We start from the raw sequence: 18,641 nt of genomic DNA, 5'->3' as shown, positions 1-18,641 counted from the left end.
GCTAGAGTTCGGCCCAATCGGCGTGGATGGCTGCGTTGCCCTGGCCGCGAAAGGCTGGTGCAGCCGGTCTCTGCGCGGCCGGTGCCATGTCCCGGGCGCCCCGCTCGTCGTAGCGGTTGTCGCGGCCGATGTGGAACTGGCCCAGCAGGCCAAACAGCCGCTCGGCCTGTTGGGCAAGACTGTGCGCAGAGGCGGTTGCCTGTTCAACCATGGCGGCGTTCTGCTGGGTTCCCTGCTCGATGGCGACAATGGTGGCATTGACCTCGTGGATGGAGATCGCCTGCTCCCGCGCCGCATTGCCGATGGCCGTGCTGTTGGTGTCGAGCTGGCGGATCTGCTCGACGATGGTGCCCAGCGTACTGCTGGTCTCGACCACCGAATCCACCCCGGACACCACTTGCCTGGCCGAGGTGTCGATCAGCGCCTTGATCTCCTTGGCCGCCTCTGCCGAGCGGCGCGCCAATGTCCTGACCTCCTGGGCCACCACGGCAAAGCCCTTGCCCGCCTCTCCGGCGCGCGCCGCTTCCACCGACGCATTGAGCGCGAGCAGGTTGGTCTGGAAGGCGATTTCGTCCATGACGCTGATGATGCTCGATATCCGGGTCGACGAGGCCTCGATCTGGTGCATGGCATCGACGGCCGTATAGGCGACCGTGCCACCGTGCTCGGCGCTGTCCAGGGCCATGCGCGTGGCCTGCGCGGACTGCTCGACCTGGCGACTGGTGTCGGCAATGGTCGCGGTGATCTGCTCAATGGCTGCGGCGGTCTGCTGCACGGCGCCGGCCTGGTGCTCGGTGCGCGCGGCCAGATCGTCGGACGCCGTCTGGATCTCCTGCGCCCCGTTCGCGATCTGGGCGGCGCTTTCGGAAACCGCATGCAGCGCCCCGCGCAGTGATCGGAGCGAGGCGTTGAAATTATCCCGCAGCGCATGATAGGCGCCGGGCAGCACGGCATGGATCTCGGCAGTCAGGTCCTTGTCTGCCAGGCTGGCGATGGCTTTGCCGAAACTGGCCGTCACCAGCTGTTGTTCATCGGCAATCGCCTTGGCCTCCGCGGCCTGCTTGGCCCGTTCCGCCTGGTCGAGATAGACACAGATCGCCAGATCCATATCGAGCAACACAGCCTTGGCCAGGCTGCCCAGAGCCTCGCCAAAGGCTTCCGAGGTCATGCCATCCTGCGCGGCCGCCCGGCGGCGCCCAAACAGGCCCGTCCTGGGCTTGGGGAAATGCGCAGCGACCGCCGCCTTGATCAAATGTTCCAGCACCAGGGAATAGCCGCCAATATACCAGCGCGGTTCCAGACCGATGCGCGCATGCACCGTGCCGATGGCATGCACCTTGGCGGCATAATCGGCGTTGAAGTCACCATTGGCGATATTGGCCCAATGGCCGACCTGAGCGCCCTTGGCGCGCACCATGTGCTCATCGGAGGCAAAAAAGCGCGCGGTCTGGGGCGTTGCGCGCACCTGCTGATAGAAACTGTCCAGGGCGAGCGGCAGTTCCCGATCGACAACGGTCTTGAGCGCGCGGATCGCGGCGCAACTCTGCTCGGTTATCCGCATGAAGCGCAGGCGGTCGCCGAGGTCGCGGATCCCCGCCTCCGGGGTGGGCGCCGCTGGCTGCGCGCAGGCTGGAAGGGTCATGCTGTGCTCTCTTGTTGCTATCGCCGCAGGCCTTGCGCCTGGGCGGGCGACCCGCGTGACGGTTGACGAGATGGTCGGCGAAAGGCCGCTGTTTCACCGGTGCTGACGCTTCACCGGCCAGGGTTAACGAAATGCTGCGCTTGACCCCGCCCACCTCCCCGGCTTGCGCAGACTGGACAAGACTTGCGCAAGCTGGACAGGGCTGCGCCAGAATGCCGGCCAGACGCAAACCTGGGCGGACCTGAGCAAGCCATCGAGCCCGGCCGATCGACAAGCCACCATTGACCCAGCAAAGCCCGCATGGGGCGATAGCGCGTGTTGGCGGCAACATGACCTGCGCCCCAAATTCTCGCCGGCCTTGAGGGGGTTAGTTGGGTCTGCGTCCGGCCCCGCGCGGACGCGTTCTGCAGCGCCAATGGCGCGGCGAACGCGTCGGGCGTGGAATAGCCAATGCCGATTGCGGTCTTGGGCGGCTATGCCCGCCCGGCCATGCACGGCTGGGCTCCCACACTTCGGCCCCAGACGAGAACCGCATTTTTTGGGATGATCGTCGCGAGTCCTTCGGTTGACGCGCACGACGACGCCGCTCTGCATCGACATGCCGGGAGCGACCTGAAGCCGATCGACCTAGAGATCCCTGGATCATCACAGAATCGCCGTGCTGTTTGACTTGGTGCGGTTGTCGCTGTCCACCGTGAGCGGCTGACTGCGATTATCGATCAGGCCATATTCCACCCATACGCAATACCGCAAACGCACGATCACTTTGGGTCACCAAGCCAGGCACAGGCGCTGTACCGGGTGCTCGCCTTTGACACCGAGGCTGAACTCCGGGCGCATTGTCTACGGACCGAGCAGGGGACGACGTCAGCAGGATGTTGCACCATGCCGAAGCCAGAACGGCAGCCGGTTACCCATACAGACCTCTCTTGGGTCGGCGTGTGTGGGACCTTGTGTGGGAGTCTGTGTGAAGATTTCACACAACCCACGAATTAAACCAGCAATTTCAATGTTTTGAGGAGATTTTTGGCTGGGGAACCTGGATTCGAACCAAGATTGACGGAGTCAGAGTCCGCTGTTCTACCGTTGAACTATTCCCCAGCAGGGGCGAGGCCCGCTGGCGTCGGTGGTGTTTGCCGTGACGCGGGGTCTGCATAGACAATGCGCAAACAGATTGCAAGCGTGTGCGACAGGGTTTTGCACGGTGGAGGAAAATCGGTTGGGGAGAGGTGGCTCTGGGCAGGTCCGGGCGGGCGACGAGGGGCGTTGGCCATGCCGTGGCGGGGGGGGTGCGGCGGCGTAGTTGGTGATATCGATTGCATCAGCAATGCTGATAGATATGATTGTCACACAGCAGCGGACCTGAAAGTGCCGAAATGAGCCGAAATTTTCTGGTCGTGGACCCCGAAGAGGACATGGAGGTGCTCAAGGGGCTGGCCTCGCCGATCCGGGTCAAGATTCTCAAGCTGCTGCATGTCGAAGGCGCCATGAATGGCAATGACATTGCCGACAAGCTGGGCCTGCCCCAATCGACCGTCTCGACCAATATCCAGATTCTGGAGAGCGCCGGGCTGATCCGCACCGAGACGCAGAAGGCCCGCAAGGGCAATCAGAAGATCTGCCACTCGATGTTCGACGAAGTCATGGTGATGTTCAAGGAAGACATCAAGCCGCTGGCCAGCAACACCATTGAGGTGGCGATGCCGCTTGGGCTCTATACCAGTTGCGAGGTGTCGGCGCCCTGCGGGCTGTGCTCGACCGAGGGCATTATCGGCCTGCTCGATGTGCCCGATACCTTCCTCGACCCCGACCGGATGAAGGCCGGGCTGATCTGGTTCACGCGCGGCTATCTGGAATATCAGTTTCCCAACAATGCCAAGCTGAGCCAGACGGTGATCGAGGCCATGGAGTTTTCCATGGAGCTGAGCTCGGAAGTGCCCGGCACTTCGGCCGACTGGCCGAGCGATATTACCTTGTCGGTCAATGGCACTGAAATCGGCACCTGGATGAGCCCGGGCGATTTCGGCGACAAGCGCGGCGTCTATACGCCGGACTGGTGGAAGCTCAAGGGCAGCCAATATGGCAAGCTCAAGAGCTGGCGTGTCACCACCGACGGCACCTATGTCGATGGCGTCAAGATCTCCCCGGTGTCGCTGGTGGACCTCGATCTGGCCACCCATCACTCGATCCGCCTGCGCATTGCGGTCAAGCCCAATGCCAAGCATCCGGGCGGCATCAATATCTTCGGTCGCGGCTTCGGCAATTATGACCAGGAGATCATCATGCGGCTGCAGACCGAGCGCTAAACGCAAAAAACCTGCCCGCCCCCACTTGCGTGCCCTTCCCGGCCTCGTCTACAACGGGGTACGTGATACAAATCATAAAAACGGGATCAGTGGGAGGCGGCCGTGAAGGCAAGCGTAATCGCGCATAAGGATTTTACGATCAGCAAGATCGACGACCGGGTCTATGGGGCGTTTCTGGAACACCTCGGCCGCGCCGTCTATGAGGGCATTTACGAGCCTGACCATCCGACGGCCGACAAGGACGGGATGCGCGGCGACGTGGCCAAGCTGGTCAAGGACCTCAATGTCCCGGTGGTGCGCTACCCCGGCGGCAATTTCGTGTCGGCCTATAACTGGGAAGACGGCATCGGCCCGCGCGAGCAGCGCCCGGTGCGGCTGGACCTGGCCTGGCACACCTCCGAGAGCAATGCGGTGGGCGTGCATGAGTTCGCCGACTGGTGCGCCACGGTGGGCACCGAGATGATGCTGGCCGTCAACCTGGGCAGCCGCGGCGTCGACGAGGCGCGCAATTTCCTCGAATATGTCAACCACCCCGGCGGCAGCTACTGGAGCGATTTGCGCATCAAGAACGGCCGCAAGGAGCCGTGGAACGTCAAGATGTGGTGCCTGGGCAACGAGATGGACGGCCCCTGGCAGGTCGGCCACAAGGATGCCGATGAATATGGCAAGCTGGCCGCCAACACGGCCCGCGCCATGCGCATGTTCGACAGCTCGCTGGAGCTGATCGTCTGCGGTTCCTCGCATATGGACATGCCCAGCTTCCCCGATTGGGAACGCATCGTGCTCGAGCACACCTATAACCATGTGGACTTCATCAGCCTCCACATGTACTTCGCCAACCGCGACGACAATACGCCCGATTACCTGGGGCTCAGCCACAAGCTGGACCGCTATATCGAGACCGTCGCGTCGACCATCAAGCAGGTCAAGGCCAAGAAGAAGAGCAAGAAGGACATCTATATCTCCTTCGACGAATGGAACGTCTGGTACCATTCCAACAAGCAGGATCGCGCGATCCTGGAGGGCAATGGCGGCTGGCCGCATGCGCCGGGCCTGCTCGAAGACATCTACAATTTCGAAGATGTGCTGATGGTGGGCTTGATCCTGAACACCTTCATTCGCCGCTCCGATGTGGTCAAGATTGCCTGTATCGCCCAGCTGGTGAACGTGATCGCCCCGATCATGACCGAAAAGGGCGGCCCGGCCTGGGCGCAGACCATCTACTACCCCTATTACTTCGCTTCGGTGTTCGGTCGCGGCACGGCGCTCAATCTGATCGTCAATTCGCCCAGCTACAGCACCACCCATGCCGCAGAGACGCCGTTTGTCGATATTTCGGGCGTGCACAATGAAGACGAGGGCACGCTGACCTTCTTCCTGGTCAATCGCCACACCACCGACTCCATTGATGTCGACGTGAGCCTACAGGGCTTTGCCGCCGGCACGGTGGTGGATCACCAGGTGATGACGCATCCGAACCTGAAGGCCGTCAACACGGCCGGCAAGCAGGATGAGGTCAAGCCCCGCAAGGGTGACGGCGCCAAGGCTGCCAATGGCAATCTGACCGTCTCCTTGCCGCCCTATTCGTACCAGATGGTGCGGGTGAAGGTCTGATTGCGGGAGGGCGAGCCCCTCCCCTTTCGACGAAAAAGACCGTTTGGCGCGTTCGGCCGGCACCCTGTCGGCCGACCCATCGGGCCATTCCAACACGAGGCACATCGGCAACGATGTGCCTTTTTCACATCTATATCATCATATCAGATTTACATCAGAAAGTGCGTTGACAGCCCATTCGGCTCAGTTAAGTATGACTTAAGAAGGCGCTGGAGGGCGCCTCTACAACGGGGGTGCGCAAAGCGCCCCAAAGGGAGGAATTGATGGATAGACGCAGCTTTATGCTGGGCACCGCTGCTGGTGCGCTTCTGATTTCCGCAAAGGGCCTGGCCTTTGCCCAGGAGGCCGAAGGCACGGCCCCCGATCTGAATAATTTCCCGCGCAATGAGACCGTGATCGTCCACAATCCGGAAGGCGTTATCCGCAATCCGAGCTGGTTCAACATCTGGGTGAACGGTGGCGGCGGCTGGTCCAATGGCCTGCACCAGCTGACCATGGATACGCTCTGGTTCATCGACCCCGATGCCGGCATCCCCGAAAAGAGCGAAAACGCTATCTACTACTCGCTGGCCGAAGGCCCGTGGGAGTACAATGCCGACTTCACCGAAATGACCGTCAAGCTGCGCCAGGGCATCCTGTGGAGCGACGGCGTCGAGTTCACCGCCGATGACGTGGTCTACACCGTGCAAAAGCAGATGGAGACGCCCGGCCTGACCTGGAGCGGCGCCTTCTCGACCCAGGTTGCCGAAGTCACCGCCCCGGACAAATACACCGTCCACTTCAAGCTGCAGGCGCCCAATTCGCGCTTCCACGGCACGTTCTGCGTGCGCTGGAACGGCGCCTGGATCATGCCCAAGCATGTGTTCGAAAAGGTCGAGGACATCCTGTCGTTCGACTACAATCCCCCGCTCAGCTTGGGGCCCTACACGCTGCACTCGTCCGATCCGAACGGCACCTGGTATGTGTGGGAAAAGCGCGCCGACTGGGACAAGACCACCATGGGTCTGGTTGGCGAACCCAAGCCAAAGTATGTGATCTACCGGAACAATATCTCGACCGACAATCGCCTGATCGAGATGCGCAACGGCAATCTGGACATGATCCACGATCTGTCGCCGGAAGGCACGTTCTCGATCACCAAGGACGATCCGCAGGTCCAGGGCTGGTTCCCCGGCTTCCCCTATGCGCACCCCGATCCGACCCTGCCGATGATGATCTTCAATCATCAGAACCCCAAGTTCCAGGACAAGCGGGTCCGCTGGGCCCTGGCGCTGATGCTCGACGCCAAGGCCATGAGCATGGCCAGCTATCGCGGCGCGGCAACGCTGTCGGCGATCTCGATCCCGCCGACCGGCACGCATCCGCGCGACTACCATGCGCCGCTGCAGGACTATCTGATAAATTACGAGATCGACACCGGCACCCGCAAGGTCAAGCCATACGATCCCACGATCGGCCTGCAGATTGCCGAAATGGTGCGGCCGCAGTTCGGCGATCAGGTGCCGACCGACGAGACCGCAATCCGCAACTCCTTCGGCTACGGCTGGTGGAAGCAGGATCTGGAAGCGGCTGGCGAGCTGCTGACGGCGGCCGGCTTCACCAAGAACGGCAACCAGTGGATGATGCCCGACGGGCAGCCCTTCGCCTTCTCGGTGATGGTGCCCCAGGAAGGTGTGATCGGCCGGCTTGGCGTGATTGTTGCCCAGTTGTGGGCGCAGGCCGGTGTGCAGGCGACGGCAGAAATCGCCACCGACAGCTGGGATCGCCAGGGCGCTGGCAATTATGAGTGCAATATCGCCTGGGCCGTGGAGACCTGGGGCGGTCATCCCGACATCAGCTTCTTCCTGGACAGCTACCACTCCGAGTTTGTGGCCGACGTCGGGGCCATCCAGCCGGGTCGCAACTGGATGCGCTGGAAAGATGAACGCCTGGACGCGATCATCGAGAAGGTGCGTGCCGTGGACTTCAACGACCCCAAGAGCCTGGAATATGGCCATGAGTTCGTGAAGCTGCATCTGGACGAAATGCCCAACATCCCGATCATGTCGTACAATGTGTTCTCCATTCAGTCGAACCGGTACTGGACCGGCTGGCCGAATGCGGACAAGCCCTATGCGAACCCCGTTACCAACTGGGCGAATGCGAAGTATATCTTCACCCAGATTACGCCGGTTTCGTAACCGGTCCCTCCCGGGTGGTCCGGCCTACGGGCCGGGCCACTTCGTGACACACTGGCCAAGCAATTGTGATGGTGGGGACATGCCCCCACCGGCTCGCCCTCGATGTCCGGGGGTGATGCCATCTGATCGCCCCCGGGGTGACCAGGCGGCAGGCAGCACTGCAGGTCCACAACCATGCCGAATATCCGGGTTGGCGGGCCGCTGAGGAGACCGAATGAATAGCTATCTCTGGTTTGTGGGAAAACGCACGCTGCAACTGCTGGCAGTGATCTTTTTCGGCGTGTCGGCGACATTCCTGGTGACACATCTGTCGCCCATCAGCCCCGTGGAAGCGGTGCTGGGGCGCATGACGGCGCGCTCGAACTCGGCGCCTGAGGCCATTATCGCCATGCGGGCGGCTCTGACCGAGCTCTATGGCGTGGACGAACCCATCCTCAACCAATACTTCAACTTCTGGCTGCGCCTGTTCCGGGGCGACCTGGGGCCGTCGCTGCTGGCCTTTCCGACGCCGGCGATGGTCCTGGTTGGCCGTGCGATGCCCTGGACGGTCGGCCTTCTGACGCTGGCGACGCTGATCACTTTCGTGGTGGGCAATTTCCTGGGCGGCCTTGCCGGCTATTACCAGAACAACAGGCTTCTGAAGGCCTTCGGCATCGTGGCGATCGGCATCCAGCCGGTGCCATACTATATCGTCGCCTTCATTCTGCTGATCATCTTCGGCTTTCTCTGGCCCGTGCTCCCCATTTCGGGCGGGTTTGCCATGAATGTCATTCCGGGCTGGAACTGGCCGTTCATCAGCTCGATCCTGCAGCATGCGATCCTGCCGGCGGCGTCTCTGGTTCTGGTGGGCTTTGGCGGCTGGTTCCTCGGCATGCGGGCGCTGGTCTCCAATGTGGTGACCGAGGACTATGTCACCTATGCCGAACTGGCGGGCGTGGAACACTCCACGATCGTGAATGGCTATGTGATCCGCAACGCCCTGGTGCCACAGCTGACGGCATTGGCCATGGCACTGGGCGGCGTGTTCTCGGGCACCGTGATTACCGAACAGGTGTTCAACTATCCGGGCCTGGGCTCGCTGCTGATCGATGCGGTCAATGCCGGTGACTCAACCCTGGTGCTGGCGGTTTCGACCGTGTCGGTGACCGCGGTGGCCCTGGCTATCTTCATCGTGGACCTGCTCCATCCCCTGCTCGATCCCCGTGTGCGGGCGGAGTAACCAGCCATGTTTGCCGTTTTTCGTGACCTCATTCGCTACAACATCGAGTTTGCCATCGGGCTGGTACTGGTGAGCATTATCGTGGTGTTCGCCCTGCTGAGCTTTTTCTCGCCGGTCGATCCGTCGCTGATCTACATCACCATCCCCGACCAGCCGCCTTCGGCGCAATATTGGTTTGGCACCAATTCACGCGGCCAGGACATGTTCTGGCAGCTCAGCACCGCCCTGCGCAATTCGCTGAGCTTTGGCATTATCGTGGCCGTGATCTCGCGCGTGATCTCCCTGACGGTGGGCCTGCTCAGCGGCTACGTCGGCGGCTGGGTGGACCGCGCCCTGATGTTTGTGAACGATATCTTTGTGGCCGTGCCGATCTTTCCGGTGCTGGTGCTGTTCTACTTCGTGCTGCGCAATGACATGAACAGCTTCACGCTGGCGCTGATCATGGCTTGCTTTGGCTGGCCATTCGATGCCCGCCTCATCCGCTCGGTGGCGCTGGGGCTCAAGCATCGCGAGTTCACCCGCCATGCCGTGTTTGCCGGCATGGGCACCCGCAAGATCCTGCTCGAAGAGCACCTGCCCTATGTCATGCCGATCGTGTTCTCCACCTTCATGAACAACATGCTTTGGTCGATTGGCCTGGAGGTCACGCTGGCGGTACTGGGCTTCACCAATATCAACAATCCCACCATCGGCACGGTGCTGTACTGGGCCAATAGCCACTCGGCCATGGTGGTGGGCGTGTGGTGGTGGATCGTCATTCCAGTCATCCTGATCGTGATGACCTTCCTGGGCCTGTTCTTGCTGGCCGTCAGCATGAATGAATACATCGACCCGCGCAGCCGCCTGCGGAGGATGGGCGCATGAGGGACCAATCAGCCAAGCCGCCCCTCGCGTCATTCAGTACTGCCCTGCACGGGGAAAGCTGTCGAATGACTGATCTTCGCGTATCCGGAGCGTTCTGCGCATGACCCAGGATCTTCTCAAGGTCGACGGCCTGAAGGCCTACTACCAGATGAATTATTTCGGCGTGACCCGCGAAGTGCGGGCCGTCGATGACATCACAATGACCATCCGCAAGAACGAGGTCTATGGCATCGCCGGCGAAAGCTCGTCGGGCAAGACCAGCTTTATCAAGGTGCTCGCGGCCGCCATCCGACCGCCACTGCGCATTGTGGCGGGCTCGGTGAAGTATGACTTCAAGTCCGGTCCCATCGATGTGGCCACGGCCAGTCCGGCGGAAATCGAGGCCGTGCGCTGGCGCCGGCTGAGCTACATCATGCAAGGCTCAATGAGCGTGCTCAATCCGCTGCGCCGGATCGGCAAGACTTTTGAGGACTTCGCCATGCGGCCGCTGGGGCTGACCGGCGAGGCCTATCGGGCGCGCATCCTGAACCATCTCGAGCGGCTCAAGCTGCCGGCCGATGTGTTGCGCGCCTATCCGCATGAGCTCAGTGGCGGCATGCGGCAGCGTGTGACCATTGGACTGGCCACCGTATGCCACCCCGAATTCGTCATTGCCGACGAACCCACCACGGCGCTCGACGTGGTGGTGCAAAAGGAAGTGCTGGGGCTGATCCGCGAAATCCAGCAGGACATGGGCAGCTCGGTGATCTTCGTCACCCACGACATGAGCGTACACGCCAATATGGCTGACCGCGTCGGCATCATCTATGCCGGCCGGCTGGTGGAAGAAGGCCCGACGCGCGAGATGTTCTTTGCGCCCAAGCACCCCTACACAGCTCATCTGGTGGCCAGCCTGCCGCGCATTGGCGACACCACCCAGCGCCCGGCGCTGGAGGGGCGGCCGCCCAATCTGGCCGATCCGCCCAAGGGCTGCCGCTTCCATCCGCGCTGCCCGCTGGCCGTGGACAAGTGCCGCACCGAAGTGCCGCCGCTCGAGACCGTGGGCAAGGACCATCGCACCGCCTGCTGGCGCTGGCAGGATGTGCAGCCGCTGGTCAGTCCGCACGCCGCCCATGGGGTGATGGCATGAGCACTTTGCTGGACGTTCGCAATGTCAACAAGCGCTTTGCCACCGGTGGCCTGATGGGCCGGCGCGTGGTCGATGCGGTGCAGGATGCCAATCTGACGCTGTCGTCGGACAAGCCGGAGATTTTCACCATCATTGGGGAATCCGGCTCGGGCAAGACCACGCTGGCCCGCATGATCCTGGGGCTGGAATTGCCCACGAGCGGCGAGATCAGCTTTGCCGGCAAGACGGTGAGCCATCGTGTGGGGCGGCAGGAACGCCTTGAGTTCATGGCCAAGGTGCAGCCGGTGTTCCAGAACCCCTTTGAGGCGTTCAATCCGCTCAAGCGGGTGGATCGCTATCTGGAATCGACGGCCAAGCGTTTCCTCAAGTTGAAAAGCCGCGACGATCTCGACGGCGCCATGGATGGTGCCCTGCAGAAGGTGGGCCTGAGCCTGGCGGAAGTGCGCGGCCGCTATCCGCATGAGATGAGCGGCGGGCAGTTGCAGCGCGCCGCCATCGCGCGGGCACTGATCCCCAATCCGCCGCTGCTGGTGGCCGACGAGCCGGTGAGCATGGTGGACGCGAGCCTGCGCATGAGCATCGTCAACCTGCTCAAGAGCCTGCGCGATGACCTGGGCGTGTCGGTGATCTATATCACCCACGATCTGGCGACGGCCTATTACATCTCCAACCGGCTGATCATCATGCAGCGCGGACGGATCGTGGAGATGGGTGATGCCCGCACGGTGCTGGACAATCCCGAGCATCCCTATTCGCGCCTGCTCAAGGCCAGCGTGCTCTCCACCGAAGACGCGGGCGATGGCAAGCTGGCCACCGATCCGGCCATGGTCGAGCTGGCCAATGAGCTGGTTCGCCGGCCGGGCCGGCTTGTGGATCGTCCCGACGGGCGGATGGTCAGGACCTATGATCGCGTATAGATAGTTCGTCACTCGAACTATCTTACGTCCCAGGAGTCCGCATGAGCAGCCCCCGTCCTTCCAAGCCCCGGCCTGCGGCGGATACCGCCGTGGCCACAGGCCCCTTCGCGCCCGATTGGGCGTCGCTGAAGGCCAATTATGTGGTGCCGGACTGGTTCAGGGACGCCAAGTTCGGCATCTGGGCGCATTGGAGCGCGCAGAGCCAGCCGGGCGCGGGCGACTGGTATGCCCGCAACATGTATATCCAGGGCGACAAGCAGTCCGATTTCCACCGCGCCAACTATGGCCATCCGGCCGACGTGGGCTTTCTCGACATCGAGAACCAGTGGACGGCCGACAATTGGGACCCCGACGCCCTGCTCGATCTCTACCAGGCCGCCGGGGCGCGCTATTTCGTGGCGCTGGCCAATCACCACGACAATCTGGACTGCTATGACTCCGCCTGGCACGGCTGGAACAGCGTCAATATTGGCCCCAAGCGCGACATCGTCGGCATCTGGGCGCAAAAGGCCCGGGCGCGCGGGCTCAAGTTCGGCGTCTCCAACCATGGCGCCCATGCCTGGCACTGGTACCAGACCGCCTATGGCTATGATCCCGAAGGGCCGCGCGCCGGCGAGCGTTATGACGCCTGGCGCCGCACCAAGGCCGATGGCATTGGCACCTGGTGGGAGGGGCTGGACCCAAAAGATCTCTACACCGGCCCCAGCATGCCCATGCCCGACGGCATCACATCGATTGCCGAGGCCAATGCCTGGCACGAGGCCAATGATCTGGTGTGGACCGAGGCGCTGCCGCCCAACAACCCCGGCTATGTCACCGACTGGTACCGGCGCTGCAAGGACCTGATCGACAGCTACCAGCCGGACCTGATCTATTTCGACAATTACGACCTGCCGCTGGGCCAGGCCGGGCTCGACATCGCCGCGCATTTCTACAATGCCTCGATGGGCTGGAATGGCGGGCAGTTGCAGGCGGTGATCAACACCAAGGAGCTGCCGGTCGAGCGCCAGGGCGCCGTGGTGGAGGATGTCGAACGCGGCTTCCGCGCCGAGATCCAGGCCTATCCCTGGCAGACCGACACCTGCATCGGCAATTGGCACTACAAGCGCGAGCTGTTCGAGACCAAGAGCTATGTCAGCGCTGCAGCGGTGATCCATAGGCTGTGCGACGTGGTGGCCAAGAATGGCAATCTGCTGCTGAGCGTGCCGATCATGGGCGATGGCAGCATCGACAGCCAGGAGCGCGCCATCGTTGAGGGCGTGGGCGACTGGAACCGGCGCTTTGGCGCGGCGATCTTTGGCAGCCGGCCCTGGCGGGTGGCGGGCGAAGGCCCGACCCAGGTCAATTCGGGCATGTTCGGCGAGGACAAGGCCAAGGCCTTCACCGCGGCCGATATCCGCTTCACCACCAGCGGCGACGCACTCAATGCGCTGACGCTGGGCGCGGCCAGCGGCACACTGAGCCTCAGTAGCCTTGCCGAAGGCGGGCCGCACGGCGCTGGGCGTGTCGAGCGCGTCGAGGTCGTCGGCCAGGATGCGCCGCTGGACTTCACGCGCGACGCGCGTGGGCTGCATGTCCGCCTGCCGGACGGCGCCAGCCATGCCTATGGCGTGGCGATCACCATCAAGGGCCCAGGGCTGGTGGACTGACGGGCGCCCTGCCCGCCGTCCATCGGTCCCCCGGGACACATCAGGAGCGAGCAGGATGAGCACGGCGATATTTCGCGACCCGATCGAGGATGGCGCGGCGGACCCCACCGTAATCCGCCGCGAGGGCAGCAACGAATGGTGGATGTTCTACACCAATCGGCGACCGAGCACGCCGGGGCCGAAATTTACCTGGATCCATGGCTGTCCTATCGGGGTGGCGGTGTCGGTGGATGACGGCGCGAGCTGGAGCTATCGCGGCACGGTGGCGGGCCTCGACGCCCCCGGCGATGTGCCGGGCGGCAATACGCATTGGGCGCCCGAGGTGATCTATGCGCTGGGGCAGTATCACATGTTCCTCAGCTATATTTCCGGCATACCCTCTGACTGGCCGGGCGTGCCGCGCACCATTGTGCATTACACCAGCCCGGACCTCAGCACCTGGACCCGCGTCGGGCCGCTGACGCTGAGCAGCCCGCGGGTGATCGACGCTGCCGTGGCGCCCTGCCCCGATGGGCTGTGGCGCCTGTGGTACAAGGACGAGAACAACCATTCCGCCACCTGGGCGGCGACGAGCCCGAACCTGATGGACTGGACCGTCGAGGGCGAGGTGATCCCCGGCGACAAGGGCGGGCGCGGCCATGAGGGCCCCAATGTCTTCGTGCTGGGCGGCTGGCACTGGATGATCGTGGACGAGTGGCGCGGTAAGGGCGTCTATCGCTCCAGCGATGCACGCAACTGGCAATGGCAGGGGCTGATTGGCGATGTGCCGGGGCTGGCCGGCGACGACAAGCGGCTGGCGCGCCATGCCGATGTCGTCGTGGTGGGGGAGCACGCCGTACTATATTATTTCACCCATCCGGAATGGAACGAGCACAGCCAGGCCGAGGGCCCGCCCGATATCGCGGCACGGCGCACGGCGATCCACCATGGCAAGCTGCGCGTGGTCGATGGGGTGCTGGTGCTGGAGCGTAACGTGGCGGGCAATGCCCCGCTGCTGCGCGCCTAGGTGGCAGACGCCCCGCGCTCGAGCAGAATGGTGGCGTGGTCCTTGTAGCTGGTGCGGGCATATTCGGCGTAGCCGAGCCGCCCCGCCAGGGCCAGCGAGGGGGCATTGGTCGGATCGATCATGCACACGGTGCGGGCGAAATGGCGATCGGCCCAGGCCAGCAGCGCCTGGAGCGCTTCGCGGGCCAGGCCCTTGCCATGATACTGCGGCAGCAGCACCCAGCCAGCCTCGGGCGTCGTGCCAAAGGCCGGGGTGATGTCGCGCTGGAAATCTGCCAGCCCCACTTCGCCCACCAAGGCGCCCGTCGCGCGATCGGTCACCAGGAGATAGCCGTAACCGCGCAGTGACCAGAGCCCGGCATAGCGCAGCAGCCGCGCCCAGACTTCCTCGGGTGTGCTCGCGCGGCCGCCGATGAAACGAGTGACCTCAGGGTCGGCCCAGAGGGCGCAGCAGGCGGCAAAGTCATCGGCCGTGTGCGGGCGCAGGATCAGCCGGTCTGTGGTGAGGACGGGCGGCTGGGTGCCGGTCGCAGGCATCAGCCCACCGCCACGGCACTGCGGGGCATGTCGGAGAGGATTTCGGCGACGCCATTGCGGATGATGACGATCTCCTCAAGCCGCAGGCCGAAGCGCCCCTGCAGGTAGATGCCCGGCTCGATGGAGAACACCATGCCCTCTTCGAGCACTGTGTCGGAGGTGGCGGTGATATAGGGCGTCTCGTGGATGTCGATGCCCAGACCATGGCCGGTGCGGTGCAGGAAATTGGGGCCATAACCGGCGGCGGTGATGACATCGCGGGCGGCCTTGTCCACGGCGCTGGCCGGGGTGCCCGGCCTGGCAGCGGCGATGGCGGCCTCGACGGCGCGGTCAAGGATCGAGTGGATCTGGCCAAAGCCCTCGGGTGCGGTGCCATAGAAGCCGACACGCGTCATGTCGCTGGGGTAGCCATAGATGCGTGCGCCGGTGTCGATCAGCACGGCATCGCCCTCGGCCAGCCTGGTCTCGCCGGTGTGGTGATGCGGGAAAGCGCCATTGGGGCCAAAGCACACCGAGCAGAACTCGGTGGTGGCGCCATTGGCCTTGTAGAAATCGCGGATGACGGTAGCCACTTCGCGCTCGGTGATGCCCGGGCGCAGCGCGGCAAAGCCGGCGGCCATGGCGGCATCGTTGAGCACAGCGCTCTTTTTGAGCGCGTCATACTCAGCCGCGTCCTTGCGCGAGCGCAGATAGCCCACCGTGTCATTGGTGAAGCGGCGGCTGGCGCCGGGCAGCGTATCGAGCACCAGCAGCGCGAAATCGGCGCGCATGGTTTCGTCCAGAACGATGGAGGGCGCCGTGCGGTCAATGCCGGTGGCGGCAATCAGTTCGGCCAGCGCAGCGGCCGGGCCGTCGGCATCGGCCCAGGGGAAGAACGGCAGGTCGGTATGCTGGCGGGCGCTGTCGACATTGAGCGCGGGCATCAGGAAACCGGCAAAGCTCTGGCTGATCATCAGCAGCACCGGGCGCTCGTCGCCATGCGGGGACAGGTCGGCCATGTAGAGCATGTGGCTCGAGGGCCCGATGACCACCAGATCGGTCGCGGTGGCCGCCATGCGGGCACGCAGATTGGCGAGGCGGGTTTGCAGAGTGGCGTTCATGGTGGGCTCGATGCTGGAAAGGGAGTCGGCAGTGGGCGGGCGCGGTGGGCCGCTGTGACCGTTTACGGGGCGGTGATGGCCCGGGGCAAGTCAAATGGGGCCGGGCCACGAAAGGGAGGAGGTCCGGCCCCGATACGACAATGGCTTGGGGACACTGTCGTGTGGTGGGCGCGGCGCCCGGAGGCGCCGGCCGATTGCTTGGTGCGGACTACTTGGTCACGAGGCGATAATAGACAAAGTCCGAGGTCGCGCCGTTGACATAGCCTTCGACATTGTTGGCCATGGCGATGGTCAGCGCGGCCTGGAACATGATGACGATGGGCGAGGACGCCTGCGTCTGCTTCTGGATGTCGATGTAGAGCTCGTTGCGCTTGGCCTGATCGGGCTCGGCCAGAGCGGCGGTGACTTCCTTGTTCAGCGCATCCGGAACAGCCCAGGCATTCCGCCAGGTGGTGGTGGCGGTGTAGGTAGCGTCCGAGTTGTCGGAGTTATAGGCGAAGGCCTTGGCGTTGGAGTGCGGGTCCATGAAGTCGGGGCCCCAATACAGCAGCATGGCCTGGTGGGTGCGCTCGCGGTACTTGGTGATCACCTGGGCGCCGGTGCCCGGGAGAATCTCGAAGTTGATGCCGGCTTCGGCAAAGGTGGCCTGCAGCGACTGTGCCATATCGGTGAAGGGCGCGGCGTTGATCACGTCGAGCGTGACATTGATCGGCGTCTTGATGCCGGCGTCGGCCAGGATCTTCTTGGCCTTTTCGACGTCGAGGCTGAACGGGGTCTCGTCATAGGAACCGGGGAAGCCCTTGGGCCAGAAGGCCTGGTGCTTTTCCATCTGGCCCTTGAGGAAGGACTGGGTCATGCCATCATAGTCGACCAGGTAGCGCGCGGCTTCCCAGACGGCCGGCGGGGTCAGGTCTTCGTCCTTCTGGTTGAAGGAGAGGAAGTGCACGGCAGCCTGGGGATAGGTTTCCACCTTGATGGTGTCAGCCGAGAGGCCCGCAATCTGGTCCGGGGTCAGGTTCTTGGCGATGTCGACGTCGCCCGAGCTCAGCAGCAGCTGCTGGGTGGCGGCTTCGGCAACATGGCGGATCAGGATCTGCTTCATGGCGGGGGCGCCACGGAAGTAGTTTTCATTGGCGGTGAGGCGGACGATTTCAGCGGGGCGGAAATCGGTCATCACGAAGGGGCCCGAACCGGCCGAATGGGTGTTCAGCCAGGCATTGCCCATGTCGCCAGCGGTTTCATTGGCCATCACCAGCGCTTCATCGACGATGGAGGCCGGGCGCGAGGCCAGCACGTTGAGCACGAAGGCGGAGGAGAAATCGCCCTCATACTTCACGATGACCTTGTTGCCATCGATGGTGACCATGTCGGCGATGTTCTCAGGGGTCCAGCCGAGCTGGGTGAGAATGAAGGCCGGGGTCAGGTTGAGCTTGATCACGCGGGTGAAGGAGAACACCACGTCTTCGGGGCGGACGGGATTGCCGGAGGCAAACTTGGCGTCGCGCAGGGTGAAGGTGATGGTCTTGGCGGCGTCATCGGCCACCCATTCGGTGGCCAGGCCCGGCGCCAGCACCGTGGTGTCCTCGGCTTCATAGCCCACCAGGCGATCATACACATTGGTGTTGATCTCGCCGGACGTGAACTCGTAGGCCTGGGCCGGATCGAGGGCGACGATGTCATCGATGTTCTGCGCGACGACAAGGGCGTCGGCAGGCGTGGCGGCGATAGCGGCGACACTGCCCAGAGGCAGTGCCAGCGCCGTCGCCAGCAAGGCTGCGCGGAAGAGTTTCATCAGCGTTTCTCCTGGAGTTTGACGATCTTCTTGTTCTTCACCGGCCGCAGGCCGGGTTTGGCAACCGCAGCGGCCTGGCGCGAGGGCTTGGCCGATGAGCGGAAAAGGGCAAGCGTGCCGGTCCAGAGGAGGCGCGCGGGCTTGTCGGTGTGGTTGGACCACGAATGGGGGCGATTGCCGCGGAAATGCAGGCTGTCGCCGGCGCTCATGATCATCTCGTCGCCATCGAGCCGCTGGGTGATGGCACCTTCGAGCACATAGAGGATTTCCTCGCCCTCATGCGCCACGGTCTCGGAGCGATAGCCGGGCGGCACTTCCATGACGAAGCTGGAGAGCATGTTGCCGGGAAAGTCGGTACCCAGGCGCTCATAGATGATGGACGAGCCGTCGAGAGAAAAGCGGTTGCGCTCCCCTGCCCGGGTCAGCGCCGTCTTGGCCGTGGGCGCCGACACGAAATAGTCGATGCCCACGCCCAGCGCGGCGGCGATCTGGGCCAGCGTGCCCAGCGATGGCGTGGCATGATCGCGCTCGACCTGGCTGAGATAGCCCACCGAAACCTCGGCGGCTTTGCCCAGCGCCTCCAGCGTCATATGCTGCTGGCGACGACGGGCGCGAATGAGGGCGCCTACCCTGGGGTGGCCCTGCGGATCAGTTTTGGTCAGCGCTGCACTTGTCATCAAACCACCA

At 63.4% G+C, this 18,641-nt stretch carries 14 protein-coding genes and 1 tRNA gene; 9 read left to right on the top strand and 6 right to left on the bottom strand.

Annotation, left to right across the window (positions count from 1 at the left end; translation table 11 throughout):
- Position 1 precedes the first annotated feature (1 nt).
- Together E8M79_RS08435 and E8M79_RS08430 are read right to left on the bottom strand one after the other, a co-directional pair.
- A complete protein-coding gene (locus E8M79_RS08435) occupies positions 2–1,642 on the bottom strand; it encodes a globin-coupled sensor protein (RefSeq protein WP_137151487.1) in 1,641 nt (546 codons plus the stop codon).
- 1,027 nt (positions 1,643–2,669) lie between these two features.
- Positions 2,670–2,743, bottom strand: a tRNA-Gln gene (locus E8M79_RS08430).
- Between the two features lie 275 nt (positions 2,744–3,018).
- Here E8M79_RS08430 and E8M79_RS08425 point away from each other — a divergent pair.
- From E8M79_RS08425 to E8M79_RS08385, 9 genes are all read left to right on the top strand, one after another.
- Positions 3,019–3,948: a helix-turn-helix domain-containing protein gene (locus E8M79_RS08425; protein ID WP_137151486.1), complete on the top strand. Its 930-nt coding sequence runs from the start codon at positions 3,019–3,021 to the stop codon at positions 3,946–3,948.
- A 102-nt stretch (positions 3,949–4,050) separates the two neighbouring features.
- Positions 4,051–5,562: an alpha-N-arabinofuranosidase gene (locus E8M79_RS08420; RefSeq protein WP_137151485.1), complete on the top strand. Its 1,512-nt coding sequence runs from the start codon at positions 4,051–4,053 to the stop codon at positions 5,560–5,562.
- Between the two features lie 263 nt (positions 5,563–5,825).
- Positions 5,826–7,742, top strand: a complete 1,917-nt coding sequence (locus E8M79_RS08415; RefSeq protein WP_205747893.1) for an ABC transporter substrate-binding protein — start codon at positions 5,826–5,828, stop codon at positions 7,740–7,742.
- A 214-nt stretch (positions 7,743–7,956) separates the two neighbouring features.
- Positions 7,957–8,961 carry an ABC transporter permease gene (locus tag E8M79_RS08410; RefSeq protein ID WP_137151484.1) on the top strand — a complete coding sequence of 335 codons (1,005 nt, stop codon included), beginning with the start codon at positions 7,957–7,959 and terminating at the stop codon, positions 8,959–8,961.
- Positions 8,962–8,967: 6 nt separating this feature from the next.
- Positions 8,968–9,825, top strand: coding sequence for an ABC transporter permease (locus E8M79_RS08405; protein WP_137151483.1), 858 nt, complete (start codon positions 8,968–8,970; stop codon positions 9,823–9,825).
- 100 nt (positions 9,826–9,925) lie between these two features.
- A complete protein-coding gene (locus tag E8M79_RS08400; RefSeq protein ID WP_137151482.1) occupies positions 9,926–10,954 on the top strand; it encodes an ABC transporter ATP-binding protein in 1,029 nt (342 codons plus the stop codon).
- The gene (locus tag E8M79_RS08395; RefSeq protein ID WP_137151481.1) at positions 10,951–11,871 is read left to right on the top strand and encodes an ABC transporter ATP-binding protein; all 921 of its coding nucleotides are present in this window, start codon (positions 10,951–10,953) and stop codon (positions 11,869–11,871) included. Before E8M79_RS08400 ends, E8M79_RS08395 begins: the two co-directional genes overlap by 4 nt.
- A 41-nt stretch (positions 11,872–11,912) precedes the next feature.
- Positions 11,913–13,520, top strand: a complete 1,608-nt coding sequence (locus E8M79_RS08390) for an alpha-L-fucosidase (protein WP_137151480.1) — start codon at positions 11,913–11,915, stop codon at positions 13,518–13,520.
- Positions 13,521–13,575: 55 nt separating this feature from the next.
- Entirely contained in the window at positions 13,576–14,526 is a 951-nt protein-coding gene (locus E8M79_RS08385; RefSeq protein WP_137151479.1) for a family 43 glycosylhydrolase, read from the top strand.
- On the opposite strand, the gene E8M79_RS08380 is transcribed toward E8M79_RS08385, so the two are convergent.
- From E8M79_RS08380 to E8M79_RS08365, 4 genes are all read right to left on the bottom strand, one after another.
- Entirely contained in the window at positions 14,523–15,062 is a 540-nt protein-coding gene (locus E8M79_RS08380) for a GNAT family N-acetyltransferase (RefSeq protein ID WP_137151478.1), read from the bottom strand. The two genes, E8M79_RS08385 and E8M79_RS08380, sit on opposite strands and share 4 nt — an antisense overlap.
- A complete protein-coding gene (locus E8M79_RS08375; protein WP_137151477.1) occupies positions 15,062–16,162 on the bottom strand; it encodes a Xaa-Pro peptidase family protein in 1,101 nt (366 codons plus the stop codon). The genes E8M79_RS08380 and E8M79_RS08375 overlap by 1 nt, the downstream gene beginning before the upstream one ends.
- Positions 16,163–16,370: 208 nt before the next feature.
- Positions 16,371–17,954, bottom strand: a complete 1,584-nt coding sequence (locus tag E8M79_RS08370) for an ABC transporter substrate-binding protein (RefSeq protein ID WP_137151476.1) — start codon at positions 17,952–17,954, stop codon at positions 16,371–16,373.
- On the bottom strand, positions 17,954–18,631 hold the full coding sequence (locus E8M79_RS08365; RefSeq protein WP_137151475.1) for an XRE family transcriptional regulator: 678 nt from the start codon (positions 18,629–18,631) through the stop codon (positions 17,954–17,956). The genes E8M79_RS08370 and E8M79_RS08365 overlap by 1 nt, the downstream gene beginning before the upstream one ends.
- Positions 18,632–18,641: the final 10 nt, after the last annotated feature.

The sequence above is a fragment of the Devosia sp. FKR38 genome (genome assembly GCF_005222805.1).
Lineage (GTDB): Bacteria > Pseudomonadota > Alphaproteobacteria > Rhizobiales > Devosiaceae > Devosia.
Note: the sequence above shows the minus strand (reverse complement) of the source record. Positions and strands in the feature narration are given on the sequence as shown.